12 protein-coding genes and 2 riboswitches are annotated in these 19,742 nt (G+C 49.7%); all 12 genes read left to right on the top strand.

Annotation, left to right across the window (positions count from 1 at the left end; genetic code table 11):
- Positions 1-99 precede the first annotated feature (99 nt).
- The 12 genes from J2Z66_RS12370 to J2Z66_RS12315 all read left to right on the top strand — a co-directional run bounded on the left by J2Z66_RS12370 (position 100) and on the right by J2Z66_RS12315 (position 19,701).
- Positions 100-1,236 (top strand): ABC transporter ATP-binding protein, encoded by a 1,137-nt coding sequence (locus tag J2Z66_RS12370; protein ID WP_209971719.1) that lies wholly within the window; start codon positions 100-102, stop codon positions 1,234-1,236.
- Positions 1,233-4,445: an extracellular solute-binding protein gene (locus tag J2Z66_RS12365; protein ID WP_209971718.1), complete on the top strand. Its 3,213-nt coding sequence runs from the start codon at positions 1,233-1,235 to the stop codon at positions 4,443-4,445. The genes J2Z66_RS12370 and J2Z66_RS12365 overlap by 4 nt, the downstream gene beginning before the upstream one ends.
- Positions 4,435-5,463: a carbohydrate ABC transporter permease gene (locus tag J2Z66_RS12360; protein WP_312894521.1), complete on the top strand. Its 1,029-nt coding sequence runs from the start codon at positions 4,435-4,437 to the stop codon at positions 5,461-5,463. The genes J2Z66_RS12365 and J2Z66_RS12360 overlap by 11 nt, the downstream gene beginning before the upstream one ends.
- A gap of 4 nt (positions 5,464-5,467) precedes the next feature.
- Positions 5,468-6,463, top strand: a complete 996-nt coding sequence (locus J2Z66_RS12355; protein WP_245375496.1) for a carbohydrate ABC transporter permease — start codon at positions 5,468-5,470, stop codon at positions 6,461-6,463.
- Complete coding sequence (locus J2Z66_RS12350; RefSeq protein ID WP_209971717.1) at positions 6,464-8,530, top strand: YIP1 family protein; 2,067 nt, start codon at positions 6,464-6,466, stop codon at positions 8,528-8,530.
- The gene (locus J2Z66_RS12345; RefSeq protein ID WP_209971716.1) at positions 8,523-10,742 is read left to right on the top strand and encodes a DUF5696 domain-containing protein; all 2,220 of its coding nucleotides are present in this window, start codon (positions 8,523-8,525) and stop codon (positions 10,740-10,742) included. Before J2Z66_RS12350 ends, J2Z66_RS12345 begins: the two co-directional genes overlap by 8 nt.
- The gene (locus tag J2Z66_RS12340; protein WP_209971715.1) at positions 10,739-11,632 is read left to right on the top strand and encodes a carbohydrate ABC transporter permease; all 894 of its coding nucleotides are present in this window, start codon (positions 10,739-10,741) and stop codon (positions 11,630-11,632) included. Before J2Z66_RS12345 ends, J2Z66_RS12340 begins: the two co-directional genes overlap by 4 nt.
- Complete coding sequence (locus tag J2Z66_RS12335) at positions 11,629-12,612, top strand: carbohydrate ABC transporter permease (RefSeq protein ID WP_209971714.1); 984 nt, start codon at positions 11,629-11,631, stop codon at positions 12,610-12,612. The genes J2Z66_RS12340 and J2Z66_RS12335 overlap by 4 nt, the downstream gene beginning before the upstream one ends.
- Positions 12,613-12,665: 53 nt before the next feature.
- A complete protein-coding gene (locus J2Z66_RS12330; protein ID WP_209971713.1) occupies positions 12,666-15,335 on the top strand; it encodes an alpha-amylase family protein in 2,670 nt (889 codons plus the stop codon).
- Between the two features lie 915 nt (positions 15,336-16,250).
- The gene (locus tag J2Z66_RS12325) at positions 16,251-17,405 is read left to right on the top strand and encodes a response regulator (RefSeq protein ID WP_209971712.1); all 1,155 of its coding nucleotides are present in this window, start codon (positions 16,251-16,253) and stop codon (positions 17,403-17,405) included.
- A gap of 69 nt (positions 17,406-17,474) precedes the next feature.
- A riboswitch (cyclic di-GMP riboswitch) is annotated at positions 17,475-17,553 on the top strand.
- Between the two features lie 103 nt (positions 17,554-17,656).
- Positions 17,657-17,739, top strand: a riboswitch (cyclic di-GMP riboswitch).
- 13 nt (positions 17,740-17,752) lie between these two features.
- On the top strand, positions 17,753-18,559 hold the full coding sequence (locus tag J2Z66_RS12320) for a transglutaminase-like domain-containing protein (protein ID WP_209971711.1): 807 nt from the start codon (positions 17,753-17,755) through the stop codon (positions 18,557-18,559).
- Positions 18,560-18,990: 431 nt separating this feature from the next.
- A complete protein-coding gene (locus tag J2Z66_RS12315; protein ID WP_209971710.1) occupies positions 18,991-19,701 on the top strand; it encodes a FadR/GntR family transcriptional regulator in 711 nt (236 codons plus the stop codon).
- Positions 19,702-19,742 lie beyond the last annotated feature (41 nt).

The raw sequence follows: 19,742 nt of genomic DNA, 5'->3' as shown, positions 1-19,742 counted from the left end.
TTGCAGGTATTTGCTCTTGCGCTGTAAGTAAAGCTACGGCGCAAGGGCAATTAAGTTTTTATCAGGCCTTAATGCAAGTCGAAAGGAGGGTTTTGAAAAGTGGGGAATGTGGTATTTCAGCACGTATATAAATATTACAAAGGGGAGCCGAATCCCTCGGTTAATGATTTTCATCTGGACGTTGCAGATGGGGAATTTCTTGTGATGGTCGGACCGTCTGGCTGCGGCAAGTCAACGACGCTGCGGATGCTGGCTGGATTAGAGGACGTCTCCCAAGGTGACATTTACATTGACGGGAAGTTTACGAACTATGTATCGCCGAAGGACCGGGACATTGCCATGGTGTTCCAAAACTATGCGCTGTACCCGAACTTATCGGTCTATGACAATATGGCACTGGGGCTGCAGCTGCGCAAGGTAGCTAAACATGAGGTAGAGCTGCGTGTAAGCCGGGCTGCCAAGATGTTGGAAATTTCGCACCTGCTGACGAAGCGGCCGGCTCAGCTGTCCGGAGGACAGAAGCAGCGGGTGGCACTCGGGCGGGCACTGGTCCGGGAGCCGAAGGCGTTTCTGATGGATGAGCCGCTCTCGAACCTGGATGCGAAGCTGAGGGCGCAGACGCGCGCTGAAATTATTAAAATCCACAGTCAACTGCAGACAACGTTTGTGTATGTCACACATGACCAGACAGAGGCGATGACCATGGGCACGCGGATCGTGGTGATGCGTGACGGCAAAATTCAGCAGGTAGCTGCGCCACAGAAGCTCTATGACGAGCCACGCAACATGTTTGTAGCCGGATTTATCGGGACACCGCAAATGAACTTCATCGAAGGGGCGATTGCTGCTCATTCCGATGGCATTTACTTTGAAAATAAACGGTTGAAGCTGCTTCTCCCTGAGACGTACGCCCAGTATGTGCGGGGGATGAATACGAACCTGCGGCATGTCGTGCTGGGCTTGCGTCCCGAGCATGTGCTGTGCGATGGGGATGCGCTGCAAACCGATCTATATGCCGGCTGGCAGGTGTCGGTGACGGTGGAGATGAAAGAGCCTATGGGCCCCGACACGTATGTACACGCCAATTTGGGCGGGAATACGATTTTATCGAGAGCTGATGCACATACGCCCGTGCGCATGGGAGATACAATCAAGCTGGTGCTGCGGATGGATAAAGCACATCTGTTTGAGCGGGAGAGCGGGGAATCGCTGACAGGGCGGGAGGCTTCGGGATGAGGAACGTGAACAAATTTCGGGGAACGCTCATCTTGGGCTTGATGCTGCTGCTTGTTATGGCCTTGTGGGGAATAAGAGATTACTTCCAGGAGGATCGTGTATTTCCAAAGCTTCAGGCCAGCGCGATCCAAATGGGAAGCACGCTCGAGGCATCGGCTGCCAAGACGCAGACGATTCCAGCCTACGTGCAGTGGCTGCGGAGCGAGCAGGCTCAGGCGCTGCAGGGCTTGCTGACTTTGGAGACTTTGGAGACCTTGGAGACCTCAGAGACCTCAGAGACTCCAGGGACTCCAGGGACATCAGAGCTTACAATCCGCGCAGCAGAATACTCAGCGGCTTCCGCAGATGCCCAAATCGTGCTGCGCAGCGATGAACAGCAGGGTGAGGTCATCGACTGGACGGATGCCGGGGGCTGGCTCGAATGGACCGTGGACGCGCCGCAAGACGGATTGTACACGCTGGCGGTGGCGTATAGACCGCTGAAAGGAAGCTTCGCCAATGTGGTACGTGGTCTCCAGATTGACGGGAGCTACCCTTACCAGGAAGCGGAGCGGATTACCTTGGAGCGCCTGTGGAAGGACAGCCAGTATCCGTATGAGCGCAATGGACTGGGCAATGAAATTCGTCCGGTACAGATAGAACTGAGCGAGTGGCGGACGGTGCTCGTGACGAATTATGCGGCGTCATCGGAGCCACTCTTGTGGCCACTGACGAAAGGTCGGCACACGATCCGGCTGATGGGAGGCAGGGAGCCGCTATCGCTCGCTTCGCTGACGCTGGCGGCTCCGCAGCCGATTCCCGTGTATGCGGAATATGTGGCTGCTGGAGGAAAGGACAGAGAGTCGGATAGTAAGGCAGGTGAGGTGGCTGGTGCGGATTCAAATGCGGTGACAGGCGTGGAGACAGAGGACGATGCAGGCTTGGAAACAAAAGCAGAGATGAATGCAGAAACGAATGCAGAAACGAAAGCGGTGGCATCCGCAAAAGCCTCCCCGCAATCAGGCACAGGCTGGTTCGCTATCATGGAGGCGGAGCAGTATAGGGCCAAGTCGGCGATTGGGATTCAGACGCAAAGTGTGGCTGAGCCGTATCTCTCCCCGGACCCGAAAGGCCGGCTCGTCTATAACGCCATTGGCGGAGACCGCTGGCAGCAGGCCGGGGACTGGATTGAATGGGAATTTACCGTGCCGGCAAGCGGCTGGTATGTGATCGATATGAAGGTTATGCAAGGCTATAACGGCAAAGCAGCCGCTTACCGCACGGTGATGCTGGATGGACAGGTGCCGTTTCGCGAGCTGCTCCATTATGCCTTGCCGGCAAGTTCGGACATGGAGATTCGTTCATTGAATGACGAGACTGGCAAGCCCTATCAGTTTTGGCTGGAAGCAGGAGTACACCAGCTGCGTCTCATCGCAGATAGCTCGCTGATCAGTCCGGCGGCTGAATCCTTGCGGGATGTGCTAACGGATCTAAGCGTGATGGAGCGGGATATTCGCCTGATCTCCGGCAACTACGGAAGCGGAAGCAGCTCGAATCTGGATACCGGACGGACCTGGCAGGTGAAGACGTACGATCCTCAGATCGAGACCAAGCTCTCGGGAGTTATCGAAAGGCTGCGGACCGTTCGCGATTATGTCGATGGCTTGAATCAGCATGTGACCGATCCGACGACGGCGATTTCTTCCGCGATGAACAGCCTGGAGAAGATGCTGGAGGATGTGAATGAAATCCCCAACCAAGTGAAGGTGTTTGCGGATATACAGACGAGCATCAACACGTGGATGAAGCCGATGGAAAGTCAGGCTGTGCTGCTGGATTATCTGGTCGTGCGCGAGCCGCAAGCAGATCCGGGGCTCAAGCTTCCTCATGCATGGGACAAAATCAGCTACAGTACACTGAACTTCGCACGTACCTTTTTTCAGAAGTATGACCTGAAGGATTTGAACGATGAGGAAGCGATCACTGTGTGGGTGCAGCGGGGCCGGGACTATGTCGATTTGCTGCAAAAAATGATTGAAGCCGACTTTACGCCCCAAACAGGCATTCGGGTGAACGTCAACCTGATGCCGAGCACGAATGTGCTGATGCTGGGCAATGCGGCCGGGGATCAACCGGATATAGCGCTTGGCCTGGGAATGGAAACGCCGGTCGATTACGCCATGCGCGGGGCAGCAGCAGAACTATCCCAGCTGGCGGGCTTTAAAGACGTCGTGCAGCGCTTTAACCCTGGCGTGATGCGTTCTTATGCTTACGACGAAGGCGTGTATGGATTGCCGGAGACCCAGTCGTTTATGGTGATGTTTTACCGGACGGATGTGCTGGAGCGGCTGGGATTGACCCCGCCGGATACATGGGACGATGTGCTGAACCTGCTGCCGACACTGCAGGAGAATGGCATGGATATGTATTATCCGGCCAAGGAATTCGTGATGCCGTTCTACCAGCAAGGGGCGGAATTTTATACAGCGGACGGGATGCAGACGGCAATCGACAGCAAGACAGCGCAGGCGGCCTTTCAGCGGTGGACCGATTTGTTCAGCACCTATAATGTGCCGAAGGAAGTGCCGGCCTTTTTCAATCATTTCAGGTCGGGGGACATTCCTATTGGCATGGCCGATTATAATACGTACATCCAGCTTAGCGTGGCTGCACCGGAAATTACCGGGAAGTGGAAGATGGCACCTCTGCCGGGACTGCGGGGGGAAGACGGGCAAGTCGTCCGCTGGTCGCAGCAAAGCACCACAGCAGCTATGCTGATGGAGAAGAGCAAGAACAAAGAGCAGGCGTGGATGTTCCTGGATTGGTGGACATCGACGGACACACAGGCCCAGTATGCGAACGATATCGAATCGTTTGCCGGGATTGAATACCGCTGGAATCCGGCCAATATCGAGGCGCTGCAGTATGTGCCATGGCCAAGTGAGGATATGCAGGTGCTGGCCGAGCAAGGACGCTGGGGCAAAAACATGCCTTACGTGCCGGGTTACTACTTCCTAGCGCGGGAAATGGACTTTGCCTGGAATAACACGGTGCTGAGCGGCATGCCGCCCAAAGAAGCGATCCGGAAAGCGGCAGTTTCGCTGCAGCGGGAAATGACCCGCAAGCAGAAAGAGTTCGGCTTCGGACCGGGGATGAATCTGCATCTACCCGGTTATGAAGGGGAAGTCGGCGTAAGCATAGGGGAAGGGGGCGATGAGGGTGCGAAATAAAGACCACATAAGCCAATCTGCGCTGGTGCCCATGGAGCCGGTTGCGTCAGGTGCAGCAAGAAAGGCAGGTATGCGAGATGTCCCGACAGGCCCCCTCTTTGTGCGGCGGTTCCGGCAGTTTGTACGGGAATGCTGGAGCGCCCGGTTATCGTACCTGTTTTTGGCGCCGTTTCTGATCGCCTTTTGCTGCTTTATCCTGATTCCAGTCCTTATGGCGGTTGTGCTGAGTGTGACCACGTTCAACGGGTTTGCCTTTCCGACATTTATCGGGATCGATAATTTTATCGCCTTAGTGACACAGGATGTTGTGTTTATGAAATATACACTGCCCAACACGTTCAAATTTGCACTGATCGTAGGGCCTGGCGGTTACGTGCTGTCCTTTGTATTCGCCTGGCTTATTCATCAGCTGCCAAGAAGTGTCCGGGATTACTTTACTTTGGCTTTTTATGCGCCTTCGATGGCGGGAGGTGTGGCGTTATCTGTCATTTGGATCGCTACCTTCAGCGGAGACCGGGTCGGCTACTTGAACAACATCCTGCTTAAGTTCGGCCTGATTGAAACGTCGCAGCTGTGGCTGCAGGACCCGAAATATTTGATGAATATTATGATTATCGTCACGCTGTGGACCAGCATGGGCGTAGGTTTTCTGGCGATGCTGGGCGGCCTGCAGACGGTGAATACGGAGCTGTATGAGGCCGGCCGAATTGACGGCATCAAAAATGCGCTGCAGGAAGTGTACTACATCACGATTCCGTCGATGAAACCGCAAATGCTGTTCAGCGCCGTGATGGCGATTGTGGGGACGCTCAAAGCCGGGGCGATCTCGACCCAGCTTACAGGGCTGGCCATTACGCCGAGCTACTCGGGGCACTTAATGACGAATCATATAGATGATTACGCCTTCCTACGCTATGAGTGGGGCTATGCCTCGGCGGTTTCGGTGGCGCTGCTGATCATTTCCTATTTGGTTATGCGGTTTTGCTATCGTTTGTTCGCGACAAAGGAGGGGGAATAACCCGATGACACAACTTCCGCCTCAGGAGCTTTCAAAGCCTTCCGAGCTTGCCAAGCATTCTAAGTTTTCGAGGCAATCCAAGCTCTTCAAGCAATCCAAGCCAAATAAGCCTTCGACGATCTCCCGGTTTTCCAGGATGTCAAGGCTATCCAAACTTAAGCGAATCTCTCTATCCAGATCGCTGCTCGTTGTCATCTTTATTGGCCTAGCGGTGTTTATGCTGCTGCCGATTATCTTTTTGTTCAACAATGCTTTTAAACCGCTGAACGAGCTGTTCTTATTCCCGCCGACGATTTGGGTGAAGGAGCCGACGATGCGCAATTTCGAGCAGCTGTTTTTGCATGCGGGGGCTGCTGTGGTGCCGTTTACACGCTACTTGTTTAACAGTATTGTCGTCGTTTCGCTATCGCTCGTTTTCGTGATCCTGGTCAGCACGATGGCGGGGTATGTGCTGGCGAAGCACCGCTTTCACTTCAAGGCGCTGATCATGTCGCTGATCATGCTGTCGCTGATGTTTGCACCGGAGACGGTGGCGATTCCGCGCTATTTGATCGTCAGCAGCCTGGGGATTACGAATACGTATCTGGCCCATATTTTGCCCTTTATCGCTTCGCCGGTGGCGGTGTTTCTGATGAAGCAGTTCATCGACCAAATCCCGGACTCCTTGCTGGAGGCGGCGAAGCTGGACGGAGCGAATGATATGTACATTTTCACGCGTATTATTATTCCGCTGACGGCTCCGGCCGTAGCTACCATTTCAATTATTACGTTCCAGGCGGTTTACCTGGACGCAGAGGGCTCGACACTGTACACGACCAAGGAGACGATGAAGACGCTCGCCTTCTATGTAACTAGCTTAACAGCCAACCTGCAAAACAGTGTAGCCGGGCAAAGCATGGCAGCCGCAGCCGCACTGCTGATGTTTATTCCCAACCTCATCATGTTCCTCCTATTCCAGCGCAAAATGATCCAGACGATGCTGCATTCGGGGGTGAAGTAAATGAGAGGACGGGATGAGAGGCAGTTTGCTGGGGGAAAGACGGCATGGCTCGCTTTCATTATACTGATTTCGCTTGTTACAACACTGCTGTTTCCAGTGTCCACTTCGGCCCGTTTGCCTTATAGCACCTGGTTTATCGATCAGGAGACGAACCGGGCGATCAAGATTCAACCGCTCTACGTACCCAGGCAGGTGATCGGATACGCTGACATCGACATTCCGCTCTCGGCTCCCAGTGATGTATACATCGCTGCTGATAATCACGTCTACGTGGCGGACACCGGAAATAACCGCATTGTTGAGTTTGATGAGCAGGGCAAGTTTATCCGGTCGGTCGGTACGAACGAGGGCGAAGGGGTGTTGAATGCCCCGGAAGGCGTATTTGTCTCCAAGGATGGAATGATTTACGTCGCTGATACCGGAAACAAACGCATTGCCAAGTATGCAGCCAACGGTGACTACATTCGTATGTTCGAAAAACCGCAATCGCCGCTTCTGCCGGAAGGCTACTTCTATGTACCAACCAAGCTGGTCGTGGACAGCCGAGGCGTTATGTACGTCGTGATTAAAGATTCATATCAAGGGCTTCTGAGGATGAATGGGCAGGGGGAATTCACCGGCTTTTTCGGTGGCAATAAAACCGAATTGGACTTCCTGACACAGCTGAAACGGACGATCTTAAACCAGACGCAAATGGAAAAGGAAATAGCCAAACGTCCGGGAACGATCGAAAACGTGTCGATGACCGGTGATGGTTTTCTTCTGACGGCAAGCAGCGGGGTGAGCCGGGGGCAAATCAAGAAGCTGAATGCGGGAGGCGCAGACGCCTTTCAAAATAAATCATTTTTTGAGAACAAGCTTGTCGACACGGCCATTGATGCGGATCGCTTTTTGTATGGAATGAACAGTGAGTTCGGGGAAATTTCGATTTATGACCCGTTCGGCAATGTGATGGTTTATTTTGGAGACGCGGATAAAAAAGCACATCAACAAGGCATTGTAAATTTCCCAACAAGCTTGGCTGTGAACAGCAAAAATGAGCTGTGGGTCGCTGACAGCAGCTTGAATCTGCTGCAAGTGTATGAACGGACTGCGTTCGGGGAAGCTTTCCTGACTGCCTCAAGGCTGTATTATGAAGGCAGCTACGAGGAAAGTAAGCCGTACTGGGAAGTCATTATGCAGCAAAACGGCATGATGAACTTGCCTTACAACGGCTTGGGGGAAATTGCGCTGAACGAGAAGCGTTACGATGCGGCGATGGCGTATTTTAAAGACTCATACGATGAGGCCGGATACTCGGATGCTTTCTGGAATGTACGCTATGATTGGATACAGAGCTACCTGATCTATGCTTTTTTGCTGCTGATTGCTGCTTTGTGGCTGCTCCGACTCGCAGTAAAACGGGCAGGCTCTTATGCAGATAAGCGTTCCTGGCCGCCTTTTGCCGCCCAATATGGAAAGGAAGCGAAGGATGCGCTGTACCTGATGTTTCATCCCTATGAAGGCTTTTATCGGCTGAAAGAACGAAAAGTATCATGGTCGATGATTTTCACCATCATTCTGTTAACGATCGTTATTCGTCTTCTTTCCATCTACGGCATGGGATTTATTTTCCATCCCTATGATTTGAGCAAGGTGAATCTCGCTCTTGAGGTTGGAGTGCTGCTCGTCCCCTGGGTTACCTGGATCATTGCCAACTACCTGGTGAGCACCGTCAAAGGCGGGGAAGGGCGCTTCCGCGAAGTGCTGCAGGCGAGCACTTATGCACTTGTACCGTACATTGTGCTGATGGTGCCAGTGATTTTGCTTTCGAACATAGTAGTGCTGGAAGAGCGGATTGTCGTCGATTCGATCGTGCAGATCATGTGGATCTGGATCGTGGTGCAGTTTTTTATCATGACACAGGTGATTCATAATTTCGACTTTTTTGAGGCGGTAAAAAATGCGGCTGTTACCTTGTTTACGATAGGGGTCATTTGGATATTTATCGTCATTATGTCGGGCCTGAGCTATAACCTGTTCGACTTTGTGAAGCAAATTTACCGGGAGGTGACATTGTATGCCTAACGGATATCAACGTTTATGGCCGAAGCGCCCTTGGATGCGATACATGCTCATCCTCGCCTTCGCAGCACTTATCATTATCGTGACCTTCATAGCGGCTAACCGCGATACGCTACCGAAGCTGCAGGAAATGGGCATCGCCGAGCGGGTACAAACGTTCACCCCCGTCAGCGGGGGTGAAGCATGGTCGCCGGGGCCGCTGGATGCTGACGGGTTCGCGACCGTTCACGAAAATAGCCTGTTCACACTGCTGATCGCACCCGATACAACACAAATCGCTGTGCGTAACAAGCTTACTGGCTTCCTCTGGCGCAGCAATCCTGCGAAATCAAGGCTCGACAAGGAGACCGTGAAAGGACTTCTCTTATCCAATCTGGAATCTCCGTATGTGATGGAATATGTGCCTGCAGGCAAGACGCAGCGGAATATGACCAACGCGTTGGAAGAGAAGATGGAAAAAAGCTTTATCCGGACTGAGCATGGAGTTGAAGTGACATACCGGTACACGAAGCTTGCCATGACGATTGTGATCCGCTTTGAGCTTACCGAATCCGGATTGGAAGTGACGGTACCCTCGCAGGGCATCGAGGAGAGCGGCGACAATCGCTTGTTCTCGGTACAGCTGATGCCGTTTTTTGGGGCGGTTTCTGGTACAGAGGAGGATGGCTACTTGTTCGTACCTGACGGGCCGGGGGGACTGATGTATTATGACCGGGACCGTCCTGCGTCTGGCAAGCTTTATGATTATATGATTTACGACGAAGATCCGGCCAATTTGCAGGAACGCGACGTCCCGCGCGAAGCGATTGCTTACCCGGTTTTCGGTCTCAAGCGGGGAGACCAGGCCTATGCGGCCATCGTCAAAGACGGCAAGTATACGGCGCGGATTACGGCCATGCCCGCAGGCGTGCAAACGACTTATCATTCGCTTGGCGCGAAGTTTCTGTACCGTGAGGAATATTTACGCAAAGTAAGCACGATGGCGGCGCCAGTCAACTCGGTTCAGAAGGATCGGATCCTGCAAGACCGGAAGGTTGAATACCGGCTGCTGTCAGGAGATGCAGCGAATTACAGCGGCATGGCACAAGCTTATCGGGATTACTTGATGGAAACGGGGCAGCTGTCTGCATCTCTGCAGAGGGTGGAGCACATGCCGCTTATGCTTGGGCTTGTTGGCGGAGACACGAAGGATGTATTTGGCGGCAGCAGCTATATCCCGGCAACGACTTTTAAACAAGCCGAACAGATGGTAACAGAACTCGAGAGCCAAGGTGTTGCTGGCATGCAGGTGCTGTTCCATGGCTGGCAGGGTGGTGGCTTCATCGAAAGCGACCGGCGTTTTCCGATCCAGTCCAAGCTGGGTGGACCAGAGCAGGCGAAGCAATTTACTGCCGCTATGAAAGCTCGCGGTATTCCTGTGCTGTTCGAAGATTTTCTGACGTGGATGAAAATCGGCAAGACGGACGTATCCATGAAAACCGAAGGGATTCGCAGTATTGATACTACGGTATTCCAGCGGCGGGGAACGAATTTTCTGCTGAATCCGGTGACGGCGGTTCGCTCGGCGAAGGAAACGATCGACAAGCTATCCAAGCTGGGAGTGGACGGCATTGCCTTCAACGGCGTGGGCAGTACCGTGTTCCGTGATTATGATACACATGCACTCGAGCGGGAGGATACAGCGTCCTTATACTCGGCGCTGCTGGCCTACACGAAAGAACAGATGGGCAGCGTGGCGACCAACCGGGGCAACGATTATTCACTGAAGTCAACGGATCTGTTGACACGCTTTCCCTTGGAATCGAGCTATGACTTCTTCGTCGATGAGACGGTGCCGTTTTATCCGATGGTCGTACACGGTTCACTGCTGTATACGGGCATCGAGGGCAACATGCGCAACGAATACGACAAGGAACTGCTGAAATCGATTGAATATGGGGCAATTCCGTCCTTCCTGTTGACGTATGAGCGCAGCCGCGAGCTGAAGGGCACGGATTACGACGACTTATACAGCAGTGAATATGCTGTGTGGAAAGAGCGCATTGTGGAAGAATACAAGAAATTTGACGAGCTGGCGCCGTTAGTCCATCGGCGGATGATCAAGCATGAACAACAAGCCGAAGGGGTCTACACGATGACGTATGACGATGGCAGCCGAGTGACCGTTGATTATAATAAAAACCGCTTTGAAGTGATGAAAGGAGGCACGCCATGAGCAAGCAGGAACGCCGCAAAGGCTACTGGAGCTACCGCTGGAAAGACTACGGAACCGGCTACCTGTTCATGCTGCCCTGGGCGATTGGTTTTGCCATTTTCGTTGCTTTTCCAGTCGGATGGTCGTTCTTCAACAGCTTTAATCAGGTACGTTTGACCAATACAGGATTCACCTATAAGTGGGTCGGGCTCGATAATTTCCGGCGGGTGCTCATGGAGGATAACGTGTACCCGATTGAATTGATCCGATATTTCCAGGAAATGCTGCTTATGATTCCGCTGATTCTTATCTTTTCTTTTTTTGTGTCTCTGCTGCTTAACCAGAAACTACCTGGACGTGCCTTGATCCGGGCCATCTTCTTCCTTCCTGTTATCTTCGCCACCGGACAGGTGCTGATGGAATTATTCAGTCAGGGTGCCGGGAAGCTGCCCTTTATCGCCCAATATAATCTGGATGGGCTTGTAAAGCAGTATGTCGGACCCAAGCTCGCTGAGCCTATACTGAATGTACTGAGCAAGGCGGTTATTATTTTGTGGTATTCAGGCGTACAAATTCTGATTTTTATTGCTGGTTACCAAACCATTCCCCGGTCGGTATATGAAGCCATCCGGATCGACGGAGCTACGCCATGGGAGGCATTCTGGAAGATTACGCTGCCCGCAATGGTGCCGTTCATTGGCTTGAACGCGGTGTTTACTATCGTAGACCTGTTCACGTTTCCGACCAATCCGGTAATGTATCAGGTGAGCAAGAACATGTTCAGCCCGCAAGCCGGCTACGGCTATGCGAGCGCGCAGGCATGGATCTATTTTCTTTTGATCCTGCTGCTGCTTGGTCTCACACTATGGCTGACCTACCGTTCGATTGTGAAGAAGGGGGCATTTCGATGAAAGCAAGCGAAAATTATCGGCAAATCAAAGCGGATATAGGCCACAAGCTGCACAGCCGACAGGTGCAGCTTGTAAAGAAACTGCTGCTGGGACAACATCTGAACGATGGCTGGCTGGCGAAAATCGTCATTTACTTTTTGCTTGCCATTATTGCTTTTTTGTACTTGCAGCCGTTATTTTACATGATATCGACGATGGTCAAGTCCGTAAGCGATCTGATCGACCCTATTGTGAAATGGATTCCGCGGGAGTTACACTGGAAAAACCTGGGTGACGCATGGCGCGGCCTCCGTTATCCGGAATCATTTACTAATACACTAACCATTGCCCTGACATGCTCGATCCTGCAGGTGGTTTCCTGCGCGATTACCGGCTATGCGCTGGCCCGGCTTCATTTTCCTGGCAAAACACTGGCCTTCTTTCTGATCATTGTGACCTTTCTTGTACCGCCGCAAATTACGATTATCCCGATGTATTCGATTTTCGGCAAGCTCGGCTGGTTGAACACGCCGCTTGTCTTTATCATCCCGGCTGTGTTTGGTCAAGGACTGCGGGGGGCGCTCTTTATTATCATTTTTCGGCAATTTTTCCAGACTCAGCCAAAGGCGTTGGAAGAAGCGGCCAAAATCGATGGAGCCAGTGTTTTCCGCTTGTTCTTCCGCATTATGCTGCCGCTTGCCCGTCCGGCGATTATCGTTGTTTTCCTGTTCTCCTTTGTCTGGTACTGGAATATGTACTACGAGCCTTCGATGTTTCTGAGCAAAGGGTTTCAACCGTTATCACTCAGGCTTAGCTTAATGCAGCAGGAGCTGATGGGCAGCAGTGCCATCCATTTTGATGCGGGGGTAGGCAAGGATCCGATTTCCGAGGGACCGAAAATGGCGGCAGCTTTTCTGATTATTTTGCCTCCGCTTATTGTATATATGTTTACGCAGCGGTGGTTCTCGGAAGGGATTGAACGTACTGGGCTTGTAGAGTAACTATATATAATGTGCAAAACCGAAACTAACATGTTTTAAAAAGGAGGATACAAATGCTTGAACTTTTTCGTGACAGCAAAGGAAAGACAGCGCTTCAGCTGCCTCATTTTCCGACGCAAATGCAAGCTATCGTGTGGCGGAATTGGGGGCTGGTACCCGTCGGACACATCGCGAAAGTATTAAGGACTAATGCGGAGCAAGTGGCCCTGCTGGCTGAGGGAATGGGCTTGTCAGCCGCTCCTGAAGTGAATCCATTATGGCTTTCAAGAGGATATATTACGATCATAAGGGCTAACTGGCATTTATTAACGTATGAGCAGTTGCTGATATTACTTGATTGGACGGAGGAGCAGCTCGTATTTGCGTTGAAAGAAGATGATTTCTTATGGTATAAGCTAGGCCTGTTCAAGCCGGAAATCGAGGAAATTTATTATCGTTCCCTTTTGCCTGAGGAGAAAGAACAGACGGAGCAGCTCAGACAGCGGATCGTAGAGCATTTTCCTTCTGGTGTTCCTGTTGGTTTGCCCGGGGATAAAGATAAAGCATTTGGTTTTCTGGATCGTTTCAAAAGAGCTGATCCTATAGAGACTTATACAACTCCACAGCCCTCAGACTGGAAAGAATATGAAGTGAAACTAGGAGAAATTAAGCTTGATGCCAGCTGGACAATCACTTATCCGACTAACGGAAAACATGTCAAAGATTTTATAGATCAGTTTGTTCGCAAAATGAAAAAGAACTGGGGAATCGACCTTAGAGCCTTCTCTAAGGATGAAGAAAGGCAAGGGCAAACCGGGGAATACAGCTTGCAGCTGCAGATTGAGCCCCATACCAGCGTACTTGCGGAAAGTCATGAAATTCATGTGTTGGCAAAAACAATTACGGTTAAAGCTGTAGATGAGCCAGGGCTGCTCAAAGGCTTGCAATGGATGGCAAAGCAAATGGATGAGCGTGGGGGGCCGCTGCTTCAGCAAGGTTATACAAAGCGTCTGACGAAATTTGATCTTCGCTATATTTATTCTTATTCTGCTGTATTCGGAGATCCCTTGATTGATCCTGAGCTGGATCCCAATCCAGATGGGCTGCTAGAAGCGTTGTCTGAGCTTGGCGTTAATGGGATATGGCTGCATTGTGTGCTTTACAACTTAATTCCTTGGAAAGAAGCGCCTGAACTTTCACAGGATTGGGAGAAAAGGCTTGAGGGACTGCGCAGGCTGACAGAACGGGCGGCGAAATACGGTATTGGCATTTATCTTTATTTCAATGAACCCCGCGGTATGGCGCTGCCTTTCTTCGATCAGCATCCTGACTGGAAAGGAGCGACGGAGAACGGCGTGCAAGCGGCTCTTTGTACATCAAGACCGGAAATACAACAGTATATTAGAGAAAGTACAGCAAGTTTATTTAGGGAAGTCCCTGAACTGGCCGGACTATTTACGATTACGATGTCGGAAAATTTAACGAACTGCTATTCCAGAACTTTTGGTAATGATACGGAGTGTCCGCGCTGCAGTCAACGAAAAGCGTCTGAAATCGTCGCCGAAGTGAATCGCTGCATCGCCGAAGGCGCATTCAGTGTCAAGCCGGATGCCCGGATCATTTGCTGGACTTGGGGATGGGATTCTTTTTCGGAAGAAATGCTGCTTGAAGCGATTGAGCAGCTTCCTGATGGTGTACGCTTGATGTGTGTGAGTGAGGAGCTTATGCCCACCAATATTGCGGATACGAAAGGGATTGTAAGGGACTATTCCATCTCTATTGTTGGACCGGGCGAAAGGTCAAAGACAAGCTGGGAAGCGGCAAACAGGCGCGGACTCCAAACGATGGCGAAGGTCCAGCTCAACAACTCCTGGGAATGCTCGGCTGTTCCTTATTTGCCTGTTTTGGATATCATTGAGGAGCATCTAGACAATCTTTCGCAGTCTGGAGTCAGCGGACTTATGTTAAGCTGGACGTTAGGCGGGTATCCTTCCCCTAATCTGGAATTGGCTTCGGAATATTATTGGGAAACGACAAGGAGTAACCCGGCTGAAACAAATCGTGAGGCTGCTGGACAACAGCAGGTGGCACCCGGCAAGAATGAATTGCTGAAACGTAAATTTGGCCGCGGCGCATTCGAACGGGTTTCCAAGGCAATCAGTCAGCTTAGTGAAGCATTTCGTGAATTTCCATTTCACTGCGGTACACTCTATGTGGCTCCGCAAAATTACGGTCCATCCAATAAGCTGCATCTTACGCCCACGGGCTACACCGCTACGATGGTGGGCTTTCCTTATGATAACTTGGAGGCTTGGAAAAGTGTGTATACTGCAGACCGCTTCGAGGAGCAATTCCAGCTCCTTTCGCAAAAGTGGAAGAAGGGTATGGATCAACTGGGGGATGCGGAACCCTATATTGCAGCTGGCGGGCATGAAGCTTATACAGAACTGGTTAATGCCGCATGGGGAGCTTATTACCACTTCCGCAGCACTGCTTTGCAAATATCGTTCGTGATCAAACGCGATCTTTATTTACAAGAAGAAGACGCAAGCATGCGTGAAAAGCAGCGCGGCGAACTTCTTACGATCATCGATGAAGAAATCGGGCTTGCCAAAGCATTGTATGAGTTGGTGGGCAGGGACTCGCGAATAGGCTACGAGGCTACTAACCATTACTACTATACACGTCAAGACTTACAGGAAAAGGTATTGAACTGCCTCCATATCAAAGCGCTGCTTTCATAGTGTTCACTAAATGCCGTTCAACCTCAATCAAAAGAGGGGGAGCGGCGTTTTTTTACCATATAGGAAAGTTTAAGTATTTTACAGTTTTAAAGTATGGAATTAGGCCTGCCTTCTAATCGCGGAAAGCCACCCTCCACTAATCAGAAAGAAAGCTAAGAAAGCTAAGAAAGCTCATCCTATCGCCACTATCCCTTTCTCTCAGGAATGTAGCTTCTGCTGTCAGTCCGTTTGAGCGTTAGTATCGGCCACCCTCCGCAGAAATGAGCGTGCACAAGACTTAACGATGTTTTTCATCGTTAAAAGAGGACGGATGGCCACTCAGGGGGTTAAAAGGGATTTTAACGATGTTTTCATCGTTAAAGTATAGATATAGAGAGGACCCAGTGCTTTTAACGATGAAAAACATCGTTAAAGTAGAAGATCCTTCCTGGCTGCGCGCGCTCTTCTTTCCCAGTGTCTTGAAAGCTGGGATATCTCTTCCAATCAATAGAGAACCCTTGCCGGCTGTCCGTTTAAGCTCGGTGTTCGTACGATTATAGCTAAAGAGAGGGAATGGCTGTGGGTGGAAGAGCGTTAGCGCCCGCCTTTAAAGATTTGTTCCAACCCCCACATCCATTCCATTCAAAGGAACAAATCTTTAACAGCGGCTGGAGCCCACAGCCATTCCCTCCCCTCATGCACGCACGTAATGAACACGTTCCTCAAAGGACACCGCAAGGCATTTTTCTTTTATGATACAAGAAGTAGAACGTATAAATTAATCAAGGTTTTCCATACAAGCAAATTAAGGTATAATATGATCAAATGTTCTAATCATTTACCAAAATGTTACAAAGTTCTGCATTTTTTTCCTCGTGCTATAAGATCGCTACGAACTTATGCCGATAATAATTAGGGGGAGGATGTGACTATCAGATGAGAGTTATATTGGTCGATGATGAGCGGCTAGCTTTGCTGCAGCTAACCAAGATGTTAGAGAAAATGGGGGGAATCGATGTTGTAGGAACGTATTTAAATCCGATAGAGGCTATCGAATGGATTGGTGAGCTTCGGCCGGATGCTGTATTCCTGGATATTCATATGCCCGGGATTGATGGTTTGAAGATGGCTGTGCAAATTCAGGAGAACTGCCCTGCTATACAGATTGTGTTCGTAACTGCATTTGATCAATACGCGGTTCAAGCTTTCGATCTTAATGCATTGGATTATGTGATGAAGCCGCTTCATATGGACCGTTTGGGAAGAGCCGTTCAACGTTTACAAGATCGTGTCAGAGGGGACGTTAATGTTACAGTTTCTTCATCACCACAGTCTGTGCTTATTCGCTGCCTGAAAACACTCCAGTTTGAAATGCCGGGCCAGAAGTCAGAGAGGCTGAAGTGGCGAACCTCCAAGGCGCAGGAATTGTTCGTGTATTTGCTTCATCACAGAGGCAGGGTGATTGCCAGAGATGAATTGCTTGAATTGCTATGGCCGGATTTCGAAGAGCGAAGGGCAGCAGCCCAACTGTATACGACTATTTATCAGATTCGCCAATCTTTACAGCGCAATGAAGTTGGATCTGTCACTATTAACAGTGGAAGCCTGACAGATGGATACAGCCTAGATACCAGCACTGTTCGTATCGACACCGAAGAATGGGAGCATCAATTAAAGCAGCTGGACAGTCCTGAGCAGCACACTATCGATAAGCACGAAAGCTTGTTTAACCAGTATACAGGTGATTATTTGAGCGATTATGATTACTTGTGGGCAGAGCACGAACGTGAACGACTGCGGAGGCTGTGGCTGCATCATGCGCAAAATATGATCCGGTTTTACACCCGGCAGGGCATGCACAGCGAGGCAATCAGGATAAATTTGAAGATTCAGCAGTTGAATCCTGTTTTCGAGGAAAGCTATTTTTCTTTGATGAAGCTCTATGATTTATCACATCATAATGCGGCTGTAGAAGAGCAGTACATGCTGTTGACGGAGACTTTGAAAAGGGAGCTCGATTCACGGCCAGATGATAGAGTTGCACAATGGTATCAAGGTTGGAAGAGCGAAGGTTTAGTTTATAATAGGTAAATATAATCATTTATAGTGTGTGTCTTGCTATATTCAATAGATATGATACTATGAAGAAGTAAAACTTTTTCACGATAACGGCAAACCTGTCGAAAGATAGGGACGCAAAGCTAAAGGGCCTTCCGATTGATGGCAGCCAGCTACCGAATAGAACGGTTTTTTTGTTTTTTTAAAAGTTTAAGTTTTAATTTAAAAAATAGTTTGAAAAGTTTGTATAATTGTATAGTTTGAATAGTTTTAGATAGAACTTTATACGATAATGGCAAACCTATCGAAAGGTAGGGACGCAAAGCTATAGGGCCTTCTTAATGAAGATGGCAGCCTGGCCACCGAAGGGAGTTTTATTTATGCGTAAATTTACGCTGATAGCAACCATGCTTGCTATGTTTATCTCGTTGTTTAATGTCCCTGCATATGCTGCAGCTGTCAGTAAAGAATGGTTGAATACGGCGAATGTTGCTGCTGGAGCAGTAGGAATTAGCTATGATGTGAAAGCAAACGTTAAGACTATGGTGACGATCGTCAAAGGAAATGAAAAATATACGTATACCTTAACAGCGGGCAAGCAGGAGGAACGGTTCCCTCTGCAGCTGGGCAATGGAGAATATACGATCACAGTATTGGAAAATATAAGCGGCAACAAATATAAAGCTGTGCAAAAAGGTACGGTAAAGCTTAATTTGGCTGACAGTAAAGTCGTGTACTTGAATTCCATTCAAAATATAAGCTGGAGTGCTTCAAGTAAAGCCGTCCAAAAAGCGAAGGAGCTAACGGCGAAGAAAGAGACCGATGCTGACAAAGTAAAAGCCATCTACGACTACGTAATTAATAACATTAAATATGATTCCAAGCTTGCTACTAGCGTAACGAATGATTATCTTCCCCAAATTGACCGCACCTTAACTTCTCAGAAAGATATTTGTTACGGCTATGCATCACTTGTAGCAGCAATGCTGCGCAGCTTGGATATTCCAACCAAGCTGGTTATGGGCAAAAGTACTTATGTAAATGTGTATCATGCATGGAATGAAGTTTTCCTGGACAATAAATGGGTTATTATCGATACTACTGTTGATGCTGGATTGAAGGACAACAAAAAGAAATATGACATGGTTAAGAGTGCCACTCAATATACAACAGAAAAACAATACTAGATCGCAGCTGCTGCGAAGAGCCCTGACACCAGAATGATGGTCAGGGCTCTTTGTTATGAAGTTACTGGGAAGTATATGTTTTTGGTGGAAGAGTGGAGAGTGGAAAGTGGAAGAGCAATCCGTAGCAGCCCAGCAGCCTGTCCCCCGAATTGAGCGTGTGCTTCACTTAACGATGATTTTCATTGTTAAAGTAAGGTTGTGGAGACGACCTCGTGCTTTTAACGATGAAAAACATCACTAAAGTAGCAAGCGGCGACGCCACAGCGCGCTCTTCCTTCCCAGCGCCTTTGCCCGCTACGAAAGCTCCTCCAATTAAGAGGACTAGAAGTGTATGCTGTCGAAGTAATTCCCTATAACTAAACGGAGATACGATATTTACGATTGATCATTAATATAAGATATGGTAATATGCTCAAATAGGAGATGATCAGATGAATGCAAAAGTGTCTTTTCAGACTTTGAACCGTCCTAAGCTAGTGGATGATGTAGTGGTCCAGCTGCAGAAGAAAATATCCAGCGGCGAAATTCAGCACGGCGAGAAAATTCCTACCGAGCCGGAGCTGATGGAGCAATTTGGCGTTGGCCGCTCAACGGTTCGGGAAGCTGTAAGAGTGCTCGTCCATGCTGGCTTGTTGGAGAAGAAGCAAGGCTTTGGGACATATCTAATAGCGAGTCCCGTTATTCAAGAGCCGCTTGCGAACCGGCTGCGTAGGGCTGAAATTCTGGAAGTATACGAAGTCAGAAAAATGCTCGAGCTGGAAATTGCCAAGCTTGCCGCGGAACGGCGTGATCAAGAGGATCTGGATCAAATGCGCAGTCATTTGGAAATACGTTCACAGGCGCTGGAGAAAGGAGATACACAAGCCTACTTAAAGGCTGACGTGGACTTCCATCTTAGCGTGGCCGTCGCCAGTAAGAATGCTGTCGTCATCGACTTGTACCGGACGTTCTCGGCTGTTCTGCTCGATGCGCTCCATAAGCTAACGAACGAGCAGCGTGATGAGCATGATCCGCATGTTTTATTTCACGAAAATTTGTACGAAGCTATTAAAGCCAAGGATGGCTCGGCAGCTGTGCATTGGACAATGCAAAATTTGGAAAAGACAGTTACTGAGCTTAAGCAAATTTTTAATCAGGAATGACGGTCATTTCTGATTTGCTTTAAAACGTCAGATGTTAAGAT

Origin of the sequence: Paenibacillus eucommiae, from assembly GCF_017874215.1 — a bacterium.
Lineage (GTDB): Bacteria > Bacillota > Bacilli > Paenibacillales > NBRC-103111 > Paenibacillus_AI > Paenibacillus_AI eucommiae.
The sequence above is the reverse complement of the archived record's forward strand: the minus strand, read 5'-3'. Positions and strand labels throughout refer to the sequence as shown.

Bases quoted from the DNA above. Each gene is read 5' to 3' on its own strand.
- J2Z66_RS12350 (WP_209971717.1), top strand. From the start codon at position 6,464: ATGAGAGGACGGGATGAGAGGCAGTTTGCTGGGGGAAAGACGGCATGG.
- J2Z66_RS12365 (WP_209971718.1), top strand. From the start codon at position 1,233: ATGAGGAACGTGAACAAATTTCGGGGAACGCTCATCTTGGGCTTGATG.
- J2Z66_RS12315 (WP_209971710.1), top strand. From the start codon at position 18,991: ATGAATGCAAAAGTGTCTTTTCAGACTTTGAACCGTCCTAAGCTAGTG.
- J2Z66_RS12355 (WP_245375496.1), top strand. From the start codon at position 5,468: ATGACACAACTTCCGCCTCAGGAGCTTTCAAAGCCTTCCGAGCTTGCC.
- J2Z66_RS12325 (WP_209971712.1), top strand. From the start codon at position 16,251: ATGAGAGTTATATTGGTCGATGATGAGCGGCTAGCTTTGCTGCAGCTA.
- J2Z66_RS12345 (WP_209971716.1), top strand. From the start codon at position 8,523: ATGCCTAACGGATATCAACGTTTATGGCCGAAGCGCCCTTGGATGCGA.
- J2Z66_RS12335 (WP_209971714.1), top strand. From the start codon at position 11,629: ATGAAAGCAAGCGAAAATTATCGGCAAATCAAAGCGGATATAGGCCAC.
- J2Z66_RS12320 (WP_209971711.1), top strand. From the start codon at position 17,753: ATGCGTAAATTTACGCTGATAGCAACCATGCTTGCTATGTTTATCTCG.
- J2Z66_RS12340 (WP_209971715.1), top strand. From the start codon at position 10,739: ATGAGCAAGCAGGAACGCCGCAAAGGCTACTGGAGCTACCGCTGGAAA.
- J2Z66_RS12330 (WP_209971713.1), top strand. From the start codon at position 12,666: ATGCTTGAACTTTTTCGTGACAGCAAAGGAAAGACAGCGCTTCAGCTG.